The sequence below is a fragment of the Paenarthrobacter nicotinovorans genome (genome assembly GCF_021919345.1).
Lineage (GTDB): Bacteria > Actinomycetota > Actinomycetes > Actinomycetales > Micrococcaceae > Arthrobacter > Arthrobacter nicotinovorans.
In genome coordinates, this window is record NZ_CP089293.1 from 1,038,621 (window position 1) to 1,061,265 (window position 22,645).

General features: G+C 64.0%; 15 protein-coding genes. 13 read left to right on the top strand and 2 right to left on the bottom strand.

What is annotated here, in order from left to right; translation table 11 throughout:
• Positions 1–110 precede the first annotated feature (110 nt).
• Entirely contained in the window at positions 111–1,172 is a 1,062-nt protein-coding gene (gene speB / locus JMY29_RS04980) for an agmatinase (RefSeq protein ID WP_018777080.1), read from the top strand.
• A complete protein-coding gene (locus JMY29_RS04985; RefSeq protein WP_189076014.1) occupies positions 1,169–2,872 on the top strand; it encodes a thiamine pyrophosphate-binding protein in 1,704 nt (567 codons plus the stop codon). The genes speB and JMY29_RS04985 overlap by 4 nt, the downstream gene beginning before the upstream one ends.
• 90 nt (positions 2,873–2,962) lie before the next feature.
• On the opposite strand, the gene JMY29_RS04990 is transcribed toward JMY29_RS04985, so the two are convergent.
• Positions 2,963–4,291, bottom strand: a complete 1,329-nt coding sequence (locus JMY29_RS04990; RefSeq protein WP_189076013.1) for an MFS transporter — start codon at positions 4,289–4,291, stop codon at positions 2,963–2,965.
• 28 nt (positions 4,292–4,319) lie between these two features.
• Complete coding sequence (locus tag JMY29_RS04995) at positions 4,320–5,348, bottom strand: MBL fold metallo-hydrolase (protein WP_110505867.1); 1,029 nt, start codon at positions 5,346–5,348, stop codon at positions 4,320–4,322.
• A gap of 96 nt (positions 5,349–5,444) precedes the next feature.
• Here JMY29_RS04995 and JMY29_RS05000 point away from each other — a divergent pair, with 96 nt between their 5' ends.
• From JMY29_RS05000 to JMY29_RS05050, 11 genes are all read left to right on the top strand, one after another.
• Positions 5,445–6,350, top strand: coding sequence for a LysR family transcriptional regulator (locus JMY29_RS05000; protein ID WP_055974375.1), 906 nt, complete (start codon positions 5,445–5,447; stop codon positions 6,348–6,350).
• A 74-nt stretch (positions 6,351–6,424) separates the two neighbouring features.
• The gene (locus JMY29_RS05005; protein ID WP_018777085.1) at positions 6,425–6,907 is read left to right on the top strand and encodes a MarR family winged helix-turn-helix transcriptional regulator; all 483 of its coding nucleotides are present in this window, start codon (positions 6,425–6,427) and stop codon (positions 6,905–6,907) included.
• A 10-nt stretch (positions 6,908–6,917) separates the two neighbouring features.
• The gene (locus JMY29_RS05010; protein WP_189076012.1) at positions 6,918–8,978 is read left to right on the top strand and encodes an MDR family MFS transporter; all 2,061 of its coding nucleotides are present in this window, start codon (positions 6,918–6,920) and stop codon (positions 8,976–8,978) included.
• A gap of 358 nt (positions 8,979–9,336) precedes the next feature.
• On the top strand, positions 9,337–11,070 hold the full coding sequence (locus JMY29_RS05015; RefSeq protein ID WP_189076011.1) for an ABC transporter ATP-binding protein: 1,734 nt from the start codon (positions 9,337–9,339) through the stop codon (positions 11,068–11,070).
• Positions 11,067–13,145: an ABC transporter ATP-binding protein gene (locus JMY29_RS05020; RefSeq protein ID WP_039240107.1), complete on the top strand. Its 2,079-nt coding sequence runs from the start codon at positions 11,067–11,069 to the stop codon at positions 13,143–13,145. Before JMY29_RS05015 ends, JMY29_RS05020 begins: the two co-directional genes overlap by 4 nt.
• Positions 13,146–13,201: 56 nt before the next feature.
• Positions 13,202–13,618 (top strand): acyl-CoA thioesterase, encoded by a 417-nt coding sequence (locus JMY29_RS05025; protein WP_189076093.1) that lies wholly within the window; start codon positions 13,202–13,204, stop codon positions 13,616–13,618.
• Between the two features lie 35 nt (positions 13,619–13,653).
• Positions 13,654–14,418, top strand: coding sequence for a copper homeostasis protein CutC (locus JMY29_RS05030; RefSeq protein ID WP_189076010.1), 765 nt, complete (start codon positions 13,654–13,656; stop codon positions 14,416–14,418).
• Positions 14,419–14,562: 144 nt separating this feature from the next.
• Complete coding sequence (locus tag JMY29_RS05035; RefSeq protein WP_189076009.1) at positions 14,563–17,661, top strand: glycoside hydrolase domain-containing protein; 3,099 nt, start codon at positions 14,563–14,565, stop codon at positions 17,659–17,661.
• Between the two features lies 1 nt (position 17,662).
• The gene (locus tag JMY29_RS05040) at positions 17,663–19,600 is read left to right on the top strand and encodes a DUF5107 domain-containing protein (RefSeq protein WP_229778620.1); all 1,938 of its coding nucleotides are present in this window, start codon (positions 17,663–17,665) and stop codon (positions 19,598–19,600) included.
• A 73-nt stretch (positions 19,601–19,673) separates the two neighbouring features.
• Positions 19,674–20,309 (top strand): DUF1349 domain-containing protein, encoded by a 636-nt coding sequence (locus JMY29_RS05045; protein ID WP_189076008.1) that lies wholly within the window; start codon positions 19,674–19,676, stop codon positions 20,307–20,309.
• 78 nt (positions 20,310–20,387) lie between these two features.
• Positions 20,388–22,619 (top strand): McrB family protein, encoded by a 2,232-nt coding sequence (locus tag JMY29_RS05050; protein ID WP_055974383.1) that lies wholly within the window; start codon positions 20,388–20,390, stop codon positions 22,617–22,619.
• Positions 22,620–22,645: the final 26 nt, after the last annotated feature.

A 22,645-nucleotide genomic window follows, 5' to 3' on the forward strand; every position in this document is an offset into this window, starting at 1 on the left:
TCCTTTTGGAAGGTTGTAAACAAGTGATGCATATTAGACAACTTTGAGTGTATGATGGGTGTCACAGTCCGCAGAATCAATCCCCCTATTCACTCAAGGAGTGGCGTACTTTGGAAGAGCTCCGCATCGAGGCCAACGGCAACCTGGGCCCCATCGATTCATCCCGTATCCCGCGCTACGCCGGTGCCGCCACGTATGCCCGCCTGCCCCGCCTGGACCAGGTCTCCAAGGCCGACGTCACCGTGGTCGGCGTTCCCTTCGACTCCGGCGTTTCGTACCGCCCCGGAGCCCGCTTCGGCGCCAACCACGTGCGTGAGGCCAGCCGTCTGCTCCGCCCGTACAACCCGGCCTGGGACGTCAGCCCGTTCGAGAACATCCAGGTAGCCGACGCCGGCGACATGGCAGTGAACCCGTTCAACATCAACGAGGCCATCGAAACCATCCAGCAGAACGCCTTGGACCTCACGGCCAACGGCAGCAAGCTGGTCACCCTCGGCGGCGACCACACCATCGCCCTCCCGCTGCTCCGGGCAGCAGCGGAACGCGCAGGCGAACCCATCGCCATGCTGCACTTTGATGCCCACCTGGATACCTGGGACACCTACTTTGGCGCCGAATACACGCACGGTACGCCGTTCCGCCGGGCCGTCGAAGAAGGCATCCTGGACACGGAGGCCATCAGCCACGTCGGTACCCGCGGTCCGCTGTACGGCAAGAAGGACCTCGACGACGACCACCGCTTCGGTTTCGGAATCGTCACCTCCGCCGACGTCTACTACCAGGGCGTCCTGGAGACGGTGGCAAAGATCCGCGACCGCATCGGCAACCGCCCGCTGTACATCTCGGTGGACATCGATGTCCTTGATCCGGCCCACGCCCCCGGCACCGGCACCCCCGAAGCAGGCGGCATCACCAGCCGCGAACTGCTGGAGATCATCCGCGGCTTCCGCGGCATGAACCTCGTTGGCGCGGACGTGGTGGAAGTCGCCCCGGCCTACGACCACGCAGAAATCACCGGAGTCGCCGGCAGCCACGTTGCCTATGAACTGGTGACCCTCATGGCAGACAACGCCGTTGAAGGTGACCGCCACGGTGCCCCGAACGGCTACGCGCAGCAGGCCCTCGGCGCCCGCATCCAGGAAGTCGCACAGGCCATCGGAGGGCAGCGATGATCGATTTCGATCCTGGCACAGCAGCTCCCACCAAGGGGACCAACCAGCGCAACGGTGGGGACCTCGTCGTCGAGACCCTTGAAGCGCTGGGTGCCAAGACTGTTTTTGGTATCCCGGGCCAGCACGCCCTGGGTCTCTTTGATGCCATGGGCCGCGGCAACCTGCACTTCGTGTCCTCCCGTGTGGAGAACAACTCGGCGTTCGCAGCTGACGGCTACTCCCGTGCCACCGGCGAAGTCGGTGTGCTGTTCCTGTCCACCGGTCCGGGCGCGCTGACGTCCCTCGCCGGCCTCCAGGAAGCGTATGCCACGGGTGTTCCCATGGTGGTTGTTGCCAGCCAGATCCCGCTCGACGGACTGGGCGCACGCCGCAAGGGTATGCTGCACCAACTCGATGACCAGAAGGCCTCGGCGGCGAACGTCACCAAGAGCCAGCGCCTCATCCAGCACGCCTCCGGCATTCCGTCGGCCATCCAGGACGCCTGGACCGAGGCCATCTCCTCGCCCCAGGGGCCGGTCTGGATCGAAATCCCGCAGAACGTCCTCCTGGATCCCATCATGGTTCCCCCGGTGGAAGACGCCCTCGCCGAAGCCTTCGACAACCCGCCCCGGGTGGAGCTGGTCCGCGAGGCCGTGAAGTGGCTTTCGACGGCGGAACGTCCGGCGATCATCGCAGGCGGCGGTACCCGCCGTGGCCGGGCCGAAAAGTCGCTGCTCTCGATCGCCGAGCAACTGCGCGCCCCGGTCATTTGCACCCCCGGCGGCAATGGCGCGTTCCCGTGGACCCATGAGCTGTCCCTGCAGTCGTGGATCGAGGACCGGTACATGACCGATATCCTCGAAGACGCCGACGTCCTGATCGTCATCGGCTCCTCCCTGGGCGAGGTGACGTCGAACTACTTCACCTTCGAACCCCGCGGCCGCATCATCCAGATCGACGCCGAGCCCCGCGTCCTCGAATCCAACAGGCCTGGCCTGGGCATCCGCGCCGACGCCGGCCAGGCCCTCGCGGCCCTCGACGAAGCGCTCAAAGCAGCCGGAGCCGCGAATGCAACAACGCGCTCCTGGCACGGAGCCGCTCCGGAAGATGTGGTCAAGGAATCCCTGGCGAAGGTCAAGGCCCGCCTGGAATCCCAGGACCTGGCCAAGGAGCTGAAGTTCATGTCGGACATCCGCGAGGCTGTCCCGGCTGACATGCAGACGTTCTGGGATATGACCATCTCCGCGTACTGGGGCTGGAGCTGCTGGGATGCCCGGCAGGGCCAGTTCCACTCCGCCCAGGGCGCCGGCGGGCTTGGTTATGGTTTCCCCGCGGCCATCGGCGGAGCCGTGGGCCTGGAAACCACGGGTAAACCCAGCAGGGTACTCGCCGTGTCCGGTGACGGCTCCTCCATGTACTCCATCTCGGAACTCGCCACCGCCAAGCAGCACAACGTCCCGGTCACCTGGCTGATCGTCGACGACGGCGGCTACGGCATCCTGCGCGAGTACATGGTGGGCGCTTTCGGCCAGGCCACAGCCACCGAGCTCGCCCGCCCGGACTTCGTGAAGCTCGCTGAAGCCTTCGGTGTCCCGGCCCGCCGGGTTGCCCCGGAGGATGTCGGGGACGCGCTTAGGGCGTCCTTCGCAGCGGACGGACCCAACGTCGTCGTGGTTGAGACGCTGCTGAAGATGTTCGGCCCCACCCACCTGGACGACTAAGGCGATCAAGCCCCTAAAGAGTCAGCCCCCGCACGGAATACCGTGAGGGGGCTGACTGCGTTGCGGGGATGCCGGCGGCAAGGGAAGCGGTTAGTCGAGTTCGCGTTGGGTGCCTTCGGGCGTGGCCTTCACGGCGATGGCCGATGCCAGCATGGCGGCAATCCAGAAGACCGCGATGAGCCAGATTCCACCGCCGGCGGCAAGGCTCAGTCCGGCTACGATCATGGGCGTGAAGCCCGCACCGATCATCGAGGCACCCTGGTAGGCCAGCGATGCTCCCGTGTAGCGGTTGCGGGTAGGGAACTGTTCGGCGACGTAAGCGGCAATCGGGCCGTACAGGAAGCCCTGGACCAGTCCGTTGCCCAGGATGATCGCGGCCGCGAAGCCCCACAACTCACCGTTGCTCATCAGCACGAGGATCGGGTAGACCAGCACCGCGCCCAGGAGGGACGCGCCAATGAGGACACGACGCCGGCCGATCCGGTCGCTGAGGCGGGCGGAGTAGAAGCAGATCACCAGGGTCAGCAGCGCGGCAACAGCCTTGATGTTCAGGACACCGTTCTTGTCCGCCCCGCTCTCGACGGCGACGGAGACGCCCCACACCGTGGTCATGGACTGGCACACGTAGAACGAGGTGGTGGCCAGCAGGCCCAGGACTACGGCGCGGGGGTTGTTCTTCAGGACATCGAGCAAGGGCACCCGGCGCTGTTCGCCGGCAGCTTCCAGGCGCTGGAAGGCGGGTGTTTCGGCCACCTTGAGCCGGATGACCATGCCGACGACAATGAGCAATGCGCTCAGCAGGAACGGCACGCGCCAACCCCACACGAGGAAGTCATTGCCGGAAACCGCGGCGAACAAGGACAGGGCAAGGGTGCCGAGAATGGCGCCGGCCGGTCCGCCGGCGTTGGCGAAGGCGGCCGCAAAACCGCGGTGCTTCTTGGGGGCGTGCTCGATCGCCATGAGCGCGGCACCACCCCACTCGCCACCGACGGCAACACCCTGGACCAGGCGGAGAAGGACCAAAGCCAGCGGCGCGGCCATGCCGATCTGGGCGGTGGTGGGCAGCAGGCCGATCGCCGTGGTGCCCAGTCCCATGATGAGCATGGACAGGACCAGCATCTTCTTGCGGCCAAGTCGGTCACCGAAGTGTCCGAAAATCAGGCCGCCCACCGGCCGGGCAACGTATCCCACGGCGAGCGTGACGAACGAGGCGAACAAATCAAAGCCGGGGCCGAGGTTGGCGAAGAACACCTTGTTGAAGACCAGGCTTGCTGCCGTGGCGTAGAGAACGAAGTCGTAGTATTCGATGGCGCTGCCAATGAAGCTGGATGCGAGGATGCGGCGCATGTCCTTGGTGTTCATGGACGCATCCGCCGAAGTGGCCGTGCCTGTCTTCGGGGCGGTTGGTGCTGAGCTCATGTGCTTCCTCAGTGTGGGTATTGGCTCGTCAGCGCTGACGGGCGAACGGGATGGTGTCGAGATCATTGGGAACCGTGAACGTCCCGGAGAAATGTTCCCCGGCTTCCCGCCATACGGCTTCGGAAGCGGAACCGGGCACGAGGTGGTGCAGGGCCAGGTGGCCGGCACCGGCAAGCTCGGCGAGCTTCGCGGCTTCGCGGACGCTGGTGTGGGACTTGTAGTGGTGGTCGCGGGAAGCCCGGCTGGACTCATCGGTCTTGTCTGCGTACAGCGACTCCACCCAGTTGAAGTCGATCGCTTCATGCAGCAGGAGGTCCGTGTCCTGCGCCAAGGTGATCATGTTTTGCGTGTAAGCGGTATCACCGGAAATGGTCACGGAACCCTCGGCGGTGTCGAAGCGGAAGGCGAATGCCGGGGCCACGGGAGGGTGTTCCACCAGGATCGCGGTCACGGTGACGAGTTCGTCGCGGTAGACCTCGAAGGGTTCCATGTCCGGCGTCGGGTTGTTGTTGGGGTGGTAGCCCGATTCCGCCGGGATCCGGATGTCTTCGGCGTGGAAGATGTCCAAGGGGCTGGGCCGCAGGCTGTCCAGGATGCGGTCGTTGAGGTCGGTGGCGTGCGCTTTCATGAGCTGCTCGAACATCTGCCGGGTACCCGGCGTCGGATTTTCAGGCGCCAGCGGCTGAGGCTCGACGACGGCGCGCGGCGACACGGCGGGCAGCTCGCCGCGGTTGCCCGGTCCAATGATCTTTACGGGGGAGTCGAGGCGGTCTGTCAGGGCGTAGAGGCCGAAGATTCCCAGCCCGGCGAGATCGTAGACGTGGTCCGAGTGCAGGTGCGTGATGAAGAGTGCCCGGAGGTCCTTGAGCTGCAAGCCGGACTGGCTGAGCCGCCGTCCGGCGCCCTGGCCGAAATCCACCAGGTAGAAAGCATCCCCCACCACCACGGCGGTGGCGATCCCGGTGCGCTCGCCGGTGTCAGCCGCTGCCCACCATCGCGGTCCGCCGGCCGTTCCGAGGGTGACGATGTGCGGCTTCAGGGATGACGTCGGTGTCATGGATGCTCCTTTGACTGAATGGGCTTTCTTCCAGTGTGGTGCGGACCACGTCACTTGTATAATCAATCAATTCAAAGAAGTTCATAAGGAGAATTGATGGGTGAGTTTACGCTTCGGCAGCTGGAATATTTCGTGGCCGTGCTGGACCACGGTTCGCTCACCAAGGCCGCCAGTGAAAGCAATATCTCCCAGGCTGCCGCATCCATGGCCATCGCCCAGTTGGAGAAAAACCTTGGCCTGGACCTGCTGATCCGGACGCGCGCCAAGCGGGTGGAACCGACGCCGGCCGGAGTTGAGCTCGGCGTCCGGGCCCGGCGGATCCTCCGTGAAGCCGCAGATCTCCAGGGGGCACTTCGTGGTTCCCATGAGGACATGCGTGGTCGGGTCGCCATTGGCTGCATGATTGCCATCTCGCCTCGCTTGATTCCCGAGCTGATCCATGTCTTTGCGGCCAAATGGCCGGAGGTGGAGCTCGACTTCGTGGAGGGAAACGCCGAAGAGCTGCAGCGTGCCGTGGGGGAAGGCGAGTTGGACGTTGCGTTCATCTATTCGCTCCAGGCGGTTCCCGGCGTCGAAATCCTGACGGTGGCTCCTTCCCGGCCGCAGTTCATGCTGGCCGCCGATCATCCTCTGGCCGGCAGTGCCTCGCTGCGCTTTGCCGATCTCGCCGATGAGGATGTGGTCCTGTTCGATGTTCCACCCAGCGCGGAGCGGGTCATCGCGATGTTCCATTCGGCGGGCATCGAGCCGAAAGTGCGGTGGCGCAGCGTGGTGGCCCAGACAATCCGCGGCATCGTGGCCAGCGGCCGGGCGTACTCGGTGACGAATGTCTGGCCGGGAATCGAGTCCCTCTACACGGGTGCGCGTGTTGCGCTTGTCCCGATCGAGGACAAGGTGCCGGCGAACGAACTGGCAGCCGTAGTGGCGCCGGGCGTAAGCCGTCCGCGCCGCGTGGAGGAAGTCATCAACGCGGCCCGGGAGTTGACCCGCCCGGAGGCCTAGGCTCTTCCTTTAGTTTCCCAAAGCAATCAATCTGCGTTATAGTTGCTTTAGGCAAACAAAAAGGGGTGTATTACATGTCTGTCGGTTCTGCCACAGCAACCGATCTTGTGCATCAGATCTTTGACCTGCAGCGGACTCTGCGCTGCGTGGTAACCGCGCACATGGCCCGCGTTCCCGACGTCGGAATGGCGGTCCAAGGGGTGATGCGGTTCATCGGCGAGGGGGAGACCCGTGCCACTCACCTGGCCGCGCGCCTTGGCGTGAGTGCGCCGGTACTGAGCCGCCACGTCGCGGAGCTCGAAGAACTCGGCTTCGTTACCAGGCGGCCGGATCCCGCAGACGGCAGGGCGCAGCTTCTGGCCCTGACTGAACGCGGGACGGCGAAGCTGCACGAATTCGAAGAACAACGCAGCGTGAGACTGCGGGATTACCTGGCGGATTGGAGCGAGGCTGACGCCCTCGAGGCCTCCCAGGTCATCAACAAACTCACCGAATCCCTCAAGGATTCAATCCGGGCAACGGCGGCCGGCTCCATCACAACAGACCAGACAGCTTAGGAGCCCACGCATGGCTACAGCAGCACCACAACATCCGCAGGCGGTGGACGCCGCAGCCAAGGCTGCCGCGCCCATGACCCACCGTCAGATCATGGAAGCCCTGACCGGCCTCCTCGCGGCCTTCTTCACGGCGATCCTCAGCAGCACCATCGTCGCCAACGCACTTCCCACCATCATGTCCGAGCTCAAGGGCACCCAGACCGACTTCGCCTGGGTCATCACGGCCGCCCTGCTGGCGAACGCGGCCACCACGCCCATCTGGGGCAAGCTCGCGGACCTCTTCGACAAGAAGCTCCTGGTCCAGCTGAGCATCATCATCTTCGTGGCCGGCTCGGTCATGGCGGGCCTGTCCGAAACCATCCCGCTCCTGCTGACCGCGCGCGTTATCCAGGGCATCGCCATGGGTGGCCTCACGGCCCTGGCACAGGCGATCATCGGATCCATGATTCCGCCCCGCGACCGCGGCAAGTACTCCGGTTACATGGGTGCCGTCATGGCTGTCGGCACGGCCGGCGGCCCGTTGCTGGGTGGCTTCATCGTGGATAGCCCGCTCGGCTGGCGCTGGACGTTCTTCGTCTGCGTGCCACTGGCCGTCGTCGCGCTGATCCTGCTCCAGATCACCCTGAAGATCGAGCACATCAAGCGGCCCGCCAAGATCGACTGGCTCGGTTCCATCCTGCTGACCTCCGGCGTGAGCCTGCTCCTGATCTGGGTCTCCTTTGCCGGCAACCCGGAGTACTACGACTGGGTCTCGTGGCAGTCGGCACTCATGGTCGGCGGCGGCGTAGCACTCCTTGCGCTCCTGGTGTTCGTCGAAACCAAGGTTGCCCAGCCGATCATTCCGCTCAAGATCATCTCCGAGCGCACCACGGCGCTGGCCATCGTTGCGTCCGTTGCGGTTGGTATCGCCATGTTCGGCTCCTCCACGTTCCTGGGACAGTACTTCCAGGTAGCCCGTGGAGCCACACCCACCGAGGCCGGCCTGCTGACGCTGCCCATGATCGCCGGAAACCTCATCGGTTCGGTGGCATCGGGCATCCTGATCAGCCGCTTCGGCAAGTGGAAGAGGTTCCTGATTGCAGGCTCCGTTCTCCTTATCGGCGGGCTTGCCTTTGCAGGAACCATGGACCACACCACCGAACTCTGGATCGTGGCCATCTACACAGGCGTGTTCGGCCTGGGCCTGGGCATGCTGATGCAGAACCTGGTGCTGGCCGTACAGAACACCGTTCAGGCAAAGGACATCGGCACGGCGAGTGCGTCGGTGGCATTCTTCCGCTCGGTGGGTGGCGCGATCGGCGTCTCCGTTCTTGGCGCCATCATGTCCAACCACGTGAAGGACCTGGCGGTTGAAGGCATGGCTGCCGCCGGCATCCCCGTCCAGGGCGGCGCTTCAGGCGCCAGCATGGACCTGGCGGATATGCCCGCTCCCATCGCAGACATCATGCGTGCCGCCTACGGTGACGCGACTGCACAGATCTTCCTGATCTCCGCGATCATCAGCGTGGTGGCCCTCCTGGCAGTCCTCTTCATCAAGGAACGCCCGTTGCGCCGCACCGTTGATGCCGCACCGGAAAAGGAACTCGTGGCCACGGCCTCGGGAGAAGCCGGCATGTCGCTGGACACTGCGTCCATGGACGCGGTGAAGACCGGCGACAGGGTGAAGACCGACGACGCCGCGAGCCCCGTGGGTGCCCGTCGTCCCCTTCCGGGGGCCGGGCGTGAGGTACGGCCGGAGGATTCCGGTTCCGACCTCGACCTTGAGTTCGCCCGCATCCTGACCCAGGAACGGCCCTCAGCTACGGCCGACGTCAAGGAAGTACAGGAGCAACTGACACGCACGCAGTACGTCCTGGCCGAACAGCAGTTGCAGCTTAGCCGTGCCAACGTGGAACTGCAGGCCCGCTTGCGGGATCAGCAGACCATCGCGGAACAGCAGACCCGCACCGCTGAGGAACTTGCCGCGATCCGTAAGGAACTCAAGCGCGAACGCAGGCAGCAGGAACGTATGGCGTTGCTTCTGCTCCAGGGTGTTGAAGCCCGCCAGGAACACGGCAAGCACGCAGGCTGAAAGGCACTGACCCCACCCGGTTCGGGATTCCGGGCCCGCAAGGGCGGCTGCAGCGAAACATGAGCAGCTGACAGGTCCGGCGAACGGGGCCCGGGACAGGTCCAGCGAACAGGGCCGAAAACGGCGGCAGGACTGAAAGCGCCGGCTGGGATTCCAGCCGGCGCTTTGCTGTGTTCCGGCAACCTTCTGCCGCTGGGGGGTATGCACGACACGGCAGATACTCCGCTGGGATGATCTTTTCCCGAAGTTGTTTCGCCAGGGCAACGGATTTCGTAGAGTGGGGAGGCTAATACTGTCGGCCTCTGCTGCCAAACTTCTTTTCATCACATTCACGCACTCTTTCTAAGGACCCGTGGGCATGCTTGTCACCCTTATACGGCGCTACTCAAAGCCGTATTTGCCGCAGATTGTGGCCGTGCTGTTTTTTCAGCTGGCGTCCACCATCGCCACGCTCTACCTCCCCAGCCTGAACGCCAAAATCATCGATGAGGGAGTTTCCCGCGGCGACACTGATTTCATCTGGCAGACCGGTGCGCTCATGCTCGCTGTCGCCCTGGGACAGGTGCTTTCCGCCATCATCGCCGTGTACTTCGGTGCCCGCGTGTCCATGGCCATCGGCCGCGACCTGCGCCGCAGCGTGTTCCGCCAGGTCAGCAGCTTCTCCGCCCAGGACGTCAACCGCTTTGGCGCCCCTACCTTGATCACCCGCGGCACCAACGATGTCCAGCAGGTCCAGATGCTCGTCCTGATGGGCCTGAACTTCATGGTCTCCACGCCCATCATGTGCGTTGGCGGCATCATCATGGCCCTCCGTGAGGACCTCAGCCTTTCCTGGCTCGTCTGGGTTTCGGTCCCTGTCCTGGTGGCAGTGGTTGGCTATCTCGTTGTCCGGCTCATGCCGCTTTTCCGTTCCATGCAGACCAAGATCGATGCCATCAACGGCGTCCTGCGCGAGCAGATCATCGGCATCCGGGTTGTCCGCGCCTTCGTTCGCGAACCCCACGAGGCCAAGCGTTTCGGCGATGCCAACCAGGACCTCACGGCCGTGTCCGTGAAGATCGGCAACCTCTTTGTCCTGATGTTCCCGGCGATCGGCATGATCCTGCACCTTTCCACTGCGGCGGTGCTCTGGTTCGGCGGGCAGCGGGTCGATTCCGGTGACATGCAGGTGGGTGCCCTCACGGCCTTCCTGCAATACCTCCTGCAGATCCTCATGGCCGTCATGATGGGAACCTTCATGGCCATGATGATTCCGCGCGCCTCCGTCTGTGCAGACCGCATTGGCGAGGTCCTGGACGTTGAGCCGTCCATCCACAACCCCTCCTCGCCGGTAGTGCCGGCCGAAAAGAAGGGACGCGTCGAATTCCGGGACGTCACCTTCAAGTACCCTGGTGCTGAAGCACCTGTCTTGAGCAACATCTCCTTCACGGCGGAGCCGGGCAAGACCCTCGCCATCATCGGATCCACCGGTGCGGGCAAGACCACCCTGGTCTCCCTGCTGCCGCGCCTTTATGACGTCGCCTCCGGTGAGGTTCTGCTCGACGGCGTTCCTGTCACCGAGATGGATGCCTCTGAAATCACCAGTCGTGTATCGGCGGTACCCCAGAAGCCGTACCTGTTCTCCGGAACCATCGAGCACAACCTGCGCTTTGGGAAGCCCGATGCCACGGATGAGGAACTGTGGGACGCGCTGGAAACCGCGCAGGCCAAGGGTTTCGTGGAGGAGAAGTCCTCCGGCCTCAACCGGCGCATCGCCCAGGGCGGTACCAACGTCTCCGGTGGACAGCGCCAGCGGCTTTCCATCGCCCGGGCTTTGGTGACCAAGCCGAACGTGTACTTGTTTGACGATTCCTTCTCGGCACTGGACGTGGCTACCGACGCCCGGCTCCGGAAGGCCCTGAAGGGGAAGACCAAGGATGCCACGGTCATCATCGTGGCCCAGCGTGTCTCCACCATTGCCGATGCTGACGAAATCCTTGTCCTGGACAACGGCCGCATCGTTGACCGGGGAACGCATGACGAACTGCTGGAGACGTCACCGACGTACCAGGAAATCGTCGAATCCCAGCTGAGTGTGGAGGAAGTGGCATGAGCGAGCAGAACCAGCAGAAGAAGCGTGGCTGGGCTGCCAAGGCCGAAGCCGCGAAAGATGCCAAGGCAACCGCTGCGGCAGAGGTTGCAACGGAAGCACTGGACGACGACGACTTCGTTGAGGAGGAGTACGTCCCCTCGGAGGCCGATGGCGGCATGTTCGGGGATGTGCCCGCAAAGAAGGCCAAGGAATTTTGGCCTTCCGCCAAGCGGCTCATGGGCTTGCTGAAGCCCGAACGCATCGGTGTGTTCATCGTGATCGGCCTCGTGATCGTTTCCGTGGTCCTCAACGTGATCGCACCCAAGGTTCTGGGCAGTGCCATGGATGTCATCTTCGGCGGTGTGATGGGCAAGCAGATTCCGCCCGGGGTATCGCAGGAACAGTTCGTTGAGCTCATGCGGCAGCAGGGCCAGGGGAACTTTGCCGACATGGTCTCCAAGATGGAACTCACCAACGGGATCGACTTCTCCAAGCTGACGTTCCTGATCTCGATAGTGCTGCTCATGTACTTCGTGGCCAACATCTTCCTGTGGGCGCAGGGCTGGTTGCTCAACAGGATCGTCATGCGGGTCATCAAGAAACTGCGCAACGATGTCCAGGCCAAGCTCAACCGCCTGCCGCTGAACTACTTCGACACCCGCCAGCGCGGCGACATCCTGTCCCGCGTGACCAACGACGTCGACAACGTCCAGCAGGGCCTCCAGCAGGCGTTCTCCCAATTGGTCAGCTCTGTCCTCACTGTCCTGGGCATTACGGTCATGATGTTCATCGTGTCCTGGGAGCTGGCGCTTATCGCGTTGATCGCACTGCCGCTTTCCGGTGTTGTTGCCGGGGTCATCGGTGCCCGCAGCCAGAAGCTCTTCGCTGCGCAGTGGAAGAACACCGGCGCGTTGAACGGGCAGATCGAGGAGTCGTTCTCCGGCCATGACCTGGTCAAGGTATTCGGCCGCGACGCCGACATGCTGACGCGCTTCGACGAGAAGAACGAGGAACTTTACAAGGCATCTTTCGGTGCACAGTTCGTCTCAGGCGTGATCTTCCCGGCCATGAACTTCGTCTCTTACCTGTCCTATGTCGGGATCGCCGTGGTGGGTGGCCTGCGGGTTGCTTCGGGTTCCATGAGCCTGGGCGACGCCACTGCCTTCATCCAGTACTCACGCGAGTTCACGCAGCCGCTGGGCCAGATCGCCGGCATGGCCAACATGCTGCAGTCCGGCGTCGCCTCCGCTGAGCGTGTCTTCGAATTCCTGGACGCTGATGAAGAGGTCGAAGAGAACGGTACGCGCCACCTTCCGGCAAAGACTGACGGCCATGTTGAGTTCGAGCATGTCTCGTTCAGCTACGTGGAGGACAAGCCACTCATTGAGGATCTTTCCTTCAGTGCCGAGCCGGGCCACACTGTGGCCATTGTTGGGCCCACAGGAGCCGGCAAGACCACCCTGGTGAACTTGGTGATGCGTTTCTACGAGCTCAATTCCGGCCGCATCACCCTGGACGGCGTGGACATCAAGGACCTCACTCGTTCCGAGCTCAGGTCAAAGGTGGGCATGGTGCTGCAGGACGCCTGGCTCTTTGGCGGGACCATCTACGACAACATCAAGTACGGCAAGCTGGATGCCACGGAAGAGCAGATCATGGAAGCGGCGAAGGCCACGTACGTGGACCGCTTTGTCCGTGCCCTGCCGGATGGCTACCAGACGATCATCGATGAAGAAGGCAACAATGTCAGCGCCGGTGAGAAGCAGCTCATCACCATCGCCCGCGCATTCGTGTCCGATCCTTCCTTGCTGATCCTGGACGAAGCCACCAGCTCGGTGGACACCCGTACGGAACTGCTGCTGCAGAAGGCCATGGCAGCGCTCCGGACGGACCGGACCAGCTTCGTCATCGCCCACCGCCTGTCCACCATCCGCGACGCCGATACCATCCTGGTGATGGAAAACGGCCAGATCGTGGAGCAGGGTAACCACACCCAGCTCCTCGCCCTCGAAGGCGCCTACTACCGCTTGTACATGTCCCAGTTCGCTGGCGGGGAAGAGACTGCGGTGGATGATTCGACGGCGGTGCACAGCTGAGTACGCAGCAACCGGAGGAGTCCGTGGAACCCCGGCGCATCGAGGTCCTGGTGCCCATGCGCTGGGGTGACATGGACGCTTACGGACATATCAACAATGTCCAGATCGTGCGCATCCTCGAGGAAGCCCGCATCGCAGCCTTCGGGCCGCCCAGCGGTGCGGGGCTTCCCGGCGTCGAACCACCGGCAGCCCTCTTCAACGACGTTGAGGAGGGCGTCATGACCCTGGTGGTGGAACACAGGGTCCGCTACGTCCGGACCCTGGACTATCGCAACATCCCGGCGGTCGTGGAGATCTGGGTGGGCGCCATCAAAGGGGCCAGCTTCGATCTTCACTACGTCGTCAAGGATCCCGTGACCCGGGAAGAGTGTGTCAAGGCTACCACCCACCTGGCCTTTGTCGCCGAGGCAACCGGGAGGGTTCTAAGGCTCACGGCTGCCCAGAAGGAAAAGCTCGAACGCTATAAGGCGTAGCCAGGACGTTGGCCAATTGCCCGTAGAGTTTCACCATGAAACTTGAAATCGCTGTGGTCAGCGCCGCCGGTGCAGGTGTGGCTGCCGCTGAGGGTGCCCATCGCATTGAGCTGTGCAGCAGCCTGGAACTGGGCGGCGTCACACCCAGCCAGGGGTTGCTGGAAGCCAGCATGGAACACGTCGACGGCCGTTTGGAAATCCATCCACTGATCCGCTCCCGGCCCGGTGATTTCCTGTACTCGGCCTCCGACGTGGATACCATGGTGCATGAAATCAGGCATCTGCTGCGCCAAGGAGCAAACGGGGTTGTCATCGGGGCACTCGAACCCAACGGGACAGTCGACGTGCACACCATCCGGCGCTTGCTGGAATCTGCAAGGGACACCAAGCCGGAGGCACAGCTGACCTTCCACCGGGCCATCGATCAATCGAAGGATCCGTTGGCTGCCCTGGACCAGCTCATGGAGCTGGGGTTCACCAGGGTCCTCACGTCGGGGCATGCAGCGACGGCGGGAGTAGGCCTCGGCACGCTCGCCACCATGGTGGAACGCGCCGGAGGTGCCATCGAGATCATGGCCGGCGGGGGACTGGCCCTGGCAGACATCCCGGCGATGCACGCTGCAGGTTTGAGCGCGGTCCACCTGTCCGCCAAGAAAACCGTCTCCACGCTCGGCCGAGGAACGATTTCCCTGGGTACCCAGGACGGCAGCGATCCCACGGCCTACACGGTCACGGACCGCGAAACCGTCCGTGCCGCCAAAGCGAAAATCAACGCCTTGAATCTGGCTAGGCCGAATTAGTCCTGCCGTCCAGCCTCTGGCAGGGCAAATCCCAGTGAGTACGCATCGCAATGACCCTTTACGATTCCGCGGAACGACCGGATGATGTAAGGATTCACCAACTCGGTGAAGAAGCCCCCGAAGCTACTTCCAGGAGTCCCAGCGATGCCGCTGCCCTCGCCGGTTTCACCGGCCGTAAATTCCCGTCCACCCAGCAGTCGAAGCAACAACGCAACCACCGGCCATCCTGAGGTGGCATGCGGCATCGGAACGTGGGACAAACTGCTGTACGGCAACCACCGCTTCGTGGTGGAAGTTGCCCCGACGGCCCAGGTTGTCCCAACGCCCCCGGTTGCCCCGACGGCCCAGGTTGCCCCGACGGCCCAGGCATACAAGCTTGTCCTGCCGTGGCGGCGCCAGGATGAGGACCCCGCGACAGTGGATGTCATCGTCGTCTCCGGGAAGACGGGCGCCAGGGTCCGCAATGTTGTCATAGAGGAGTGCACCAGGGAATCAGGAACCCTCCTTTTCGAAGCCATCGACGGCCCGGGCATCTACTACGTTTACTACCTGCCCTACGCGATGCTGGGCAAACCCCACTATCCCCAGGCCCAGTACCTCCCGCGTCGTCCGACGGCAGAGCCGGGGTGGGCTGCCGCCGTCGGGCGTTCGGCCTGGCGGGAACCGGCGCAAGCCGGGCTGCCCAACTCGACGGTCGTCCGTTACGAGGCCGCAAGTGAGCGGGACTCGTTCGCGCCGATGAACTTCACGGCCCGGGCGGACGAACTGGAACCGTTCCATGAGTGTCACAAGGGTGAAGCCTTCCTGGTGTTTCCCGAAGACCGGCTGAATCCCGTCTCCATGAGCACTGACCTGCCTGCGCACTGGGTGGCCAACGGGCCGTCGGACACCTTTCGGGCGAGCGCCGTTGCGGGCGAGGACTATGTGGTCCAGCTGGGGTTGTACGCGCTGAAGGACCTTGCTGGCGTCTCCGTGGACGTCGTGTCATCAGCCGGAGGCCACTGCATCAACTCCGACGGCGTAGACCGGCTGGGCAGGCCCTGGCGCAAGGAGCTGAACGTCGCGGAGGGCACTGTACGGGCCCTGTTCGTGGTCCTTCCCGTGCCCCGTGGCGCCGCCGGAAGCACGCATTCCGCCATGGTCACCATCCATGCGGAAGGTGAGGCTGCGCAGGAAATCGAGGTCACGCTGGACGTGGCGACGGAAACGGACCCGGACATCCTGGAAGGTGGTTTCGGCGATCCACGTTTCCTTCGGCGCTTGGCCTGGCTGGATTCTGCCGTGGCCCAGGACGCCGAGCTCGTGGCTCCTTTCACTGCCATCACCGTGGACGAGCGGGAACGAACCTTGGGGATCCTTGGCCGGAGCTTGCGGTTGTCGGCATCGGGGTTGCCTGCCCAAGTGACGTCCAGCTTCACGGGCGACGTGACGTCGACGGATGGTCCCGCCGTCGGGCTTTTCGACGTTCCGATGGCTGTGCACATCGAGGGGACCAGCTGGGAGTTTTCGCCACTGACGTTCAACGCGGAAGGGCCTGCGCGGGTCTCGTGGGGCTGCAACTGGACGGGCAGCCAGGAAGGCGTTGCGGTGTTGTCGCTGGAGCTGAACGCCACCCTCGACGCCGATGGAACAGTCGAGTACTCGCTGCGGCTCGCGCCGCGGAAGACTCTGGACGTGAACGACGTCGGGCTGCAGCTGTTGTTTGACGAGGACGCCGTGCCGCTGGCCATGGGTTTGGGCGTCCCGGGCGGGCGGCGCCCGGAGACCCTGGACTGGACGTGGGACGTGGCCGCCAGGAACCAGGATGCACTGTGGGTGGGAAGGGTGAACGCCGGGCTTCAGTTGTCGTTGCGGGATGAGAAGTACCAGCGTCCCCTGAACACCAACTTCTACCGGGAAAAGCCGTTGCTGGAACCGGCGTCGTGGGCCAACCGCCAGGAGGGCAGGGTGAGGGGTGGCGTCCGGCTTCGGACTGCCAACGGCAAAGTGTCCCTCTGCGCGTTCAGCGGTGCCCGCACGCTGACGCCGAACGAGCCGCTCCACTTCGATTTCCGGCTTCTGCTCACACCCTTCAAGCCGATCCAACCCGGCAGGCATCTGGGCAAGCGCTACTTTCACGCCCCTGAAGACCCATCGGAGATCAGGGCGGCCGGAGCCACTGTGGTCAATATCCACCATGCGACAGCGCCTGCACCGTATATCAATGATCCGTTGCTCACGAAGGAAACGCTTCGGCAATACGTGGCGCAGTGTCATCGGGAGGGCCTGACAGCCAAGATCTACAACACTGTCCGTGAGCTCACGTTCCACAGCCCGGAGCTGCTGCCGCTGCTGCATTTGGACCACGAGATCTTCAGCGACGGTCCGGGCGCCGGCCATAGCTGGTTGCAGGAGCATGCCGGCAGTGGCTACGTCTCGGCCTGGTTTGCCCCGAACGTGGAGGACATCGCGGTGGTGACCACGGGCGGGTCGCGGTGGGAGAACTTCTACGTGCGCAGCCTGCAGGAACTGGCAGCCGGCGACGACGGAATCGACGGTATTTACCTCGATGACCTGGCCTTTGACCGGCACGCCATGGTGCGCGTCCGCAAGGTCCTGGAAAGGGCCTGCAGGCCCGGGGGAGTGGAGGGCCCGGAGATTGACCTCCACTCTGCCAACCAGTTCACCGCCAACGACGGCTACGCCTCATCAGCCAATTTGTACATGGAGCAATTGCCGTATGTGGACAGGCTGTGGCTGGGGGAGTACTTCGACTACGACGGCACCGACCCCGACTATTGGCTGGTGGAATTGTCCGGCATTCCTTTTGGCCTCATGGGCGAGATGCTCGAAGGCGGCGGCAATCCGTGGCGCGGAATGGTGTTCGGCATGACGGGCCGGGCACCCGTGGTGGACAACCGTCCGCTGTGGGAGTTCTGGACGGCGAACAACCTGGAACGTGCCCGGATGCAAGGTTTCTGGGACCCCCACACGCCAGTGCGGACCAGCCACCCGGATGTCCTGGCAACCACGTGGTTGACGGACAACGGGATGGTGGTGGCGCTGGCCTCATGGGCCGGGGAAACTGAGGACGTGACGTTGATCTTCGACGACGCGGCCCTCACCGACGAAACCTCCACAGCCCGCGCCGCCAGTATCAAGGCGCCCGCGATCCGCGGCTTCCAGCCCGCCATGGACTACGCGCCCGGCGAGGCCATCACCCTTGAGCCGCAGCGCGGCCTCCTTCTCATGATCGGATACTGACGTGCCAGACACCGCAACTTCCAGCATCACCGTCACCACCATCTCCCTGACCATGGCTGAGCTCGGCCCGCTCAACCCGCTGCCGGTGGTTGCCGCCGAACTGGACCAGCCCTATACGGTAGGCGAAGGCGTGCCGGAGGAACTGCAGGCATCGGCCCGCTACGGCGTGGTGCCCAACATCTACCCGTATCTCATGCAGGACGGCTTCAGCCGGGAGGCGGCACCCAGGGAGTTTCCCGCCGTCGTGCTTGAAAACAGCAAGCTCAAGGTGACAGTCCTCCCGTCCCTGGGCGGCCGCATCTGGGAACTGTTCGACAAAGCAACAGGCAAGCAGCTCCTCCACACCCATGACGCCCCCCAGCTGGCCAACATCGCGTTGCGCAAGGCCTGGTTCGCGGGCGGGCTTGAGTGGAACATCGGGACCCGCGGTCATTCGCCCACCAGCTGCGATCCGTTGCACACGGCGATCGTCCACACCCCGGACGGCAAACACATCCTGCGGATGTGGGAGTACGAACGGCTCCGGGAAGTGGTGTTCCAAGTAGACATCTGGTTGCCCGCAGAATCGCCCGTGGTGCTGGCAGCGGTTCGGATCCGGAACCCGAACGACCACGACGTCCCCATGTACTGGTGGAGCAATGCCGCGATCCCGGAGACTGACCGCACCCGTGTCATCGCGCCCGCCCACGAGGCCTACGGCAGCGACTACACAACGGACATCACCCGCGTCAGGCCCACCACCCACGAAGGCTATGACGGCACGTGGCCGGTCAACAGCCCGCACGCGGCGGACTTCTTCTTCGACATCGACCCTTCCGAGCGGCGCTGGGTTGTGGCAGCGGACGACGACGGCGACGGGCTGGCGATGCTGTCAACGGGCCTCCTGCGGGGAAAGAAGCTCTTCGTATGGGGCCAGGGACAGGGCGGCAAACGCTGGCAGGAATGGCTGAGCCCGGGAGCCGGCCCGTACGCGGAGATCCAGGCCGGCCTGGCACAGACGCAGTTCGAACACCTGGTCATGCCCGCCGGTGCAGAGTGGGCGTGGGTGGAGGCATACGGCAACGGACACCTGAATACGGATACGGCCCACAGCACTGACTGGGATGCCGCGGTAGCCCACGCCGGTGAGCGTTTGGAAGAGCTCCTGCCACACGAATCCCTTGAAGCCATGCTGCCCGAGGCCATCACCAATGCCGACGTCCCGCCGTCGAAAATGCTGCTGCACGGCAGCGGCTGGGGCGTGGTGGAGAGGGCCCGGCGGCTGAAGGCCGGTCTGTCGTGGATTGACGAAAGCGGTACGCCGTTCGTGGATGAGAGCGTTTCCGCGGAACAGGAGCCATGGCTTGGGCTGCTCAAGGGAAAGGCGTTCGACGGCGCGACCAGTTTCGTCGCGGGGGTGGACTGGGAACAGCTGCTGGCCGATCAGGACGGTCCCGCGGCTACGTTCCACCTGGCCACCATGCGCCATGCCCGCCAGGACCTGGACGGCGCCAAGGATCTTTACCGCGAGGTAATCTCCGACGACGGGGTCGCACCGGGTATCAAGGCGCTCGCGCACCGTGGACTGGGGCTGGCCTTGCTCGCAAACGGCCAGGACGTCGAAGGGCTGGCTGAACTCCGCAAGGGCGTCGGGGCAGACTCTTCCAACAGAGCCCTGCTCACGGAGGCCGTGACGCTCAGCATCCGCCACGGGGACCCGGCCATGGCCCTGGAACTGGCGGAGTCGGTACCCCGCGATGGTGCCGCCGTCGGGCGTTTGCGTTTCCTGAAGGCGCTGGCGCTGGCACGAACGGAAAACGCCAATGAAGCGGCCTCGATTCTGCGCGCGGGCGTGGAGGTTCCGGACCTCCGCGAGGGCGAGGACGCGATTGCCGCGCTGTGGCAAGAGGTGTGTCCTGACGAACCGGTGCCGGCCGCTTACCAGTTCGGAATGCATTGAGGGGTGCCCCGGTGTGGCCTCCCGCACATCCGGGGCAAGCTCTGAAAGCGTGTTCTGGACGACTCAAGCGACGATGAAAAGCAGCGACGATGAACGGAGCACGGACGTGATACCCGAAATTGCAGGACTCCCGCCCTTGGAGTGGACCTCGACGGTTGGCCAAGCCAGCTACGACGACGCAGCGGGAGCGCTGGTGCTCACCGCCGCACCCGGCGTCGACTGGACCAACGACTCCCTTGGCGGAGAGCCGCAACACGGAGCCACAGCGCTGGGCTTCAGGGCCCCAGCGGCTTTCTCGCTCTCCGCCAGGGTTTTGGTCGCGTCGCCCAGGACAACGTTCGACGCCGGGGTGCTGAGTCTGTGGGCGGACAGCGAACACTGGGCCAAGCTCTGCTTCGAGTTCTCTCCGCAAGGCGAGGCCATGGTGGTCAGCGTGGTGACCAACAGCTATTCGGACGACTCCAACGGGCCTGTGGTCACTGCGCCCTGGGTATATCTGCGGGTCAGTCGGGTAGGGCCGGCATGGGCGTTCCACTCCTCTGCGGACGGGCGGGAATGGTCATTCGTCAGGCTTTTCCGGTTGGACACGGAAAAACCGGTCCACGTGGGTTTCATGTCCCAGGCGCCACTCGGTCCCGGCTGCGAGGCCCGCTTTGACGCCATCGAATTGACGGAAAAACCACCCGCCGACCTCCGGGATGGCAGCTAGCAGCGTGCGGGGCCAATAGCACGTGAAGCTTGTGGATATCCAGATGCTTGGTTAAACCAAACAAGGTAAGTTGGCAGGGTGATTCCCTCCCTGAAACCTGCCATTGACCGCGCCCCCGGAGTCTCCAAGGAGATCGAGGACGCAGCCTGGTATGTGCTCGGTCCGGCGCTTCACGGGAAACCCTCGGCGCTGGATGGCCGGACGCTCACCTGGACTGCGGATGCTGCCGCCGAGCTCCTCGAGAGGCTCGAGCGCGGGGTGGAAGACTCCAAGGCGCCCATGATGACCAACCTTCGGAACAATCTGGAGGGCGCTTCCCGGGAAGCCAAGCTGCTGGCCGTCGAATTGCTCTTCCTGCAGTCGCTGCCGCTGGCGCACGAGGTCAAGTCCCTGAGGGTCAAGCGCGCCCGGGTAGCCGAGGCTGCGTCGTGGGTTGAGCCGCCCATCGAACTTCCGGAAGAACTGTACGAGGGCATGACGGACCACGGGGTGATCCGCGACCGTACCGCCGAATTCAACTGGACCATCTGGGACCACCTGAAGTGGCTGTGCCGTTTCGTTGCCCACGTGGACAGCCAAAGCACGGCAACCATTAACAGGGCCCTCGCGGACCCTTTGATGTTCCACGAACTGGCAGCAGCAACGCCCGATGACCAGCCTGCCCTGCGCCGGAGCATCGAGTACTTGGTGTGGCCAAGTTATTTCGAGCCCGTGGTGGCTGACGTTGAACGCCAGGAAATCCGGGACGCCTTCGCCTCGCTGGTGGGCGGTGCCAAGGGTGACACGGATGAGGACATCACAGCGGACATCCACCGCATCCGGCTGCACCTGGACGAGCAGGCCGGGCAGCGCATCGATTGGTACGCCCGGCAACTGGTGAGCCAATGGCGCAAAGTGGGAGACCCGGGACGCCGGTCCTGGCTCCTGCGGACCCACCATGACAACGCGGATTTGCTCGCTTCCTGGGTCGCCGAAGAGAAGGCAACCCTGGACGTGCAGCACCTCCGCACCCTGACCGCGGGCGTCACAGCCGGTGTCGTCCAGCACGCCGTGGACGAGGATTACAAACACTTGGGCTACGTGGAACGCGAAGACACCAAGACGGCTGTTTTCGCTTTCCTCACCGTCATGAAGCCCGGCGATCTCACGCTGTACCAGCATGCCGGCCGTGTGCGCGTCGGCGTGGTCCTTGGCGAGCCGGAGCACGACGAGGACAACCGCCGCATCCGCCGCAAAGTCCGGTGGTTCGACGACAGCTATGCCATCCCCGAACTTCCCCGCCACGCCCAGCGGCAGCTGTCCACCCCCGGCATCCTCGTCGATGTCACCAGGGTCATCCAGGCGCTGCAGGAACTGCTCCCCGTGGAAGCCGAAACCGACGGCGAGGACGAAGCGCCGCCCACTGTCGCCGTCGAGGTTGTGCAGCAGGGCTTCCGGCCTTTGACCGAAGAGTTCGCAGCGTCCCTGCACATGGACCTTGAGCCGCTGCAGGAGATCGCGGAACTGCTCGAAGAGAACCGCCAGCTGGTCCTCTATGGCCCTCCGGGGACCGGCAAGACCTACCTCGCCAAGCACCTGGCCGCTGAGCTCGCCGGTGACCACACCGATGAACGGGTGAAACTGGTCCAGTTCCACCCGTCGTACGCCTACGAGGACTTTTTTGAGGGGTACCGGCCGGACAAGACCGACGACGGGCAGGTGTCCTTCAAGCTGGTCGCCGGACCGTTGCGGCGACTCGCCGAGGAAGCGGCAAAGCCGGAAAACGCCCACAAGCCGTACTTCCTGATCATCGACGAGATGAACCGCGCCAACCTGGCCAAGGTCTTCGGTGAGCTGTACTTCCTGCTGGAGTACCGGGACGACCGCATCTACTTGCAGTACAGCCCCAACGAGCCCTTCAGCCTGCCGGACAACCTCTACATCATTGGCACCATGAACACCGCGGACCGCTCCATCGCCATGATGGATGCGGCCATCCGCCGCCGCTTCGCGTTCATCGAACTGCACCCCAAGGTGGAACCGGTCCGTGGTTCGCTGCGCCGCTTCCTGGAGGCCCGCGGGCTGGACACCCTCAACGCGGACCTGCTGGATGCCCTTAATGATTCGATCGACGATTGGGACCGGGACCTCATGATCGGACCCTCGTATTTCATGAAGAACGCCGCCCAGAACCCCACTGGGTTGCGCCGGATCTGGAAGTACGAGCTCATGCCGTTGCTGGAGGAGCACTACCACGGGCAGCTGAACCGGGCCCAGTTGGAAGAGCGCTTCGGCCTGGACCAGTTGCTGGGACGTCTTGGGGACCGCTAACGCCATCCCCCCAAGGCCGGCGAGGG

Coding starts and splice junctions, on each gene's coding strand:
- JMY29_RS04985 (WP_189076014.1), top strand. CDS start 1,169: ATGATCGATTTCGATCCTGGCACAGCAGCTCCCACCAAGGGGACCAAC.
- JMY29_RS05005 (WP_018777085.1), top strand. CDS start 6,425: ATGTCTGTCGGTTCTGCCACAGCAACCGATCTTGTGCATCAGATCTTT.
- JMY29_RS05015 (WP_189076011.1), top strand. CDS start 9,337: ATGCTTGTCACCCTTATACGGCGCTACTCAAAGCCGTATTTGCCGCAG.
- JMY29_RS05035 (WP_189076009.1), top strand. CDS start 14,563: ATGCCGCTGCCCTCGCCGGTTTCACCGGCCGTAAATTCCCGTCCACCC.
- JMY29_RS05000 (WP_055974375.1), top strand. CDS start 5,445: ATGGGTGAGTTTACGCTTCGGCAGCTGGAATATTTCGTGGCCGTGCTG.
- JMY29_RS04990 (WP_189076013.1), bottom strand. CDS start 4,291: ATGAGCTCAGCACCAACCGCCCCGAAGACAGGCACGGCCACTTCGGCG.
- JMY29_RS05030 (WP_189076010.1), top strand. CDS start 13,654: ATGAAACTTGAAATCGCTGTGGTCAGCGCCGCCGGTGCAGGTGTGGCT.
- JMY29_RS05025 (WP_189076093.1), top strand. CDS start 13,202: ATGCGCTGGGGTGACATGGACGCTTACGGACATATCAACAATGTCCAG.
- JMY29_RS05020 (WP_039240107.1), top strand. CDS start 11,067: ATGAGCGAGCAGAACCAGCAGAAGAAGCGTGGCTGGGCTGCCAAGGCC.
- JMY29_RS04995 (WP_110505867.1), bottom strand. CDS start 5,348: ATGACACCGACGTCATCCCTGAAGCCGCACATCGTCACCCTCGGAACG.
- JMY29_RS05010 (WP_189076012.1), top strand. CDS start 6,918: ATGGCTACAGCAGCACCACAACATCCGCAGGCGGTGGACGCCGCAGCC.
- JMY29_RS05045 (WP_189076008.1), top strand. CDS start 19,674: ATGAAAAGCAGCGACGATGAACGGAGCACGGACGTGATACCCGAAATT.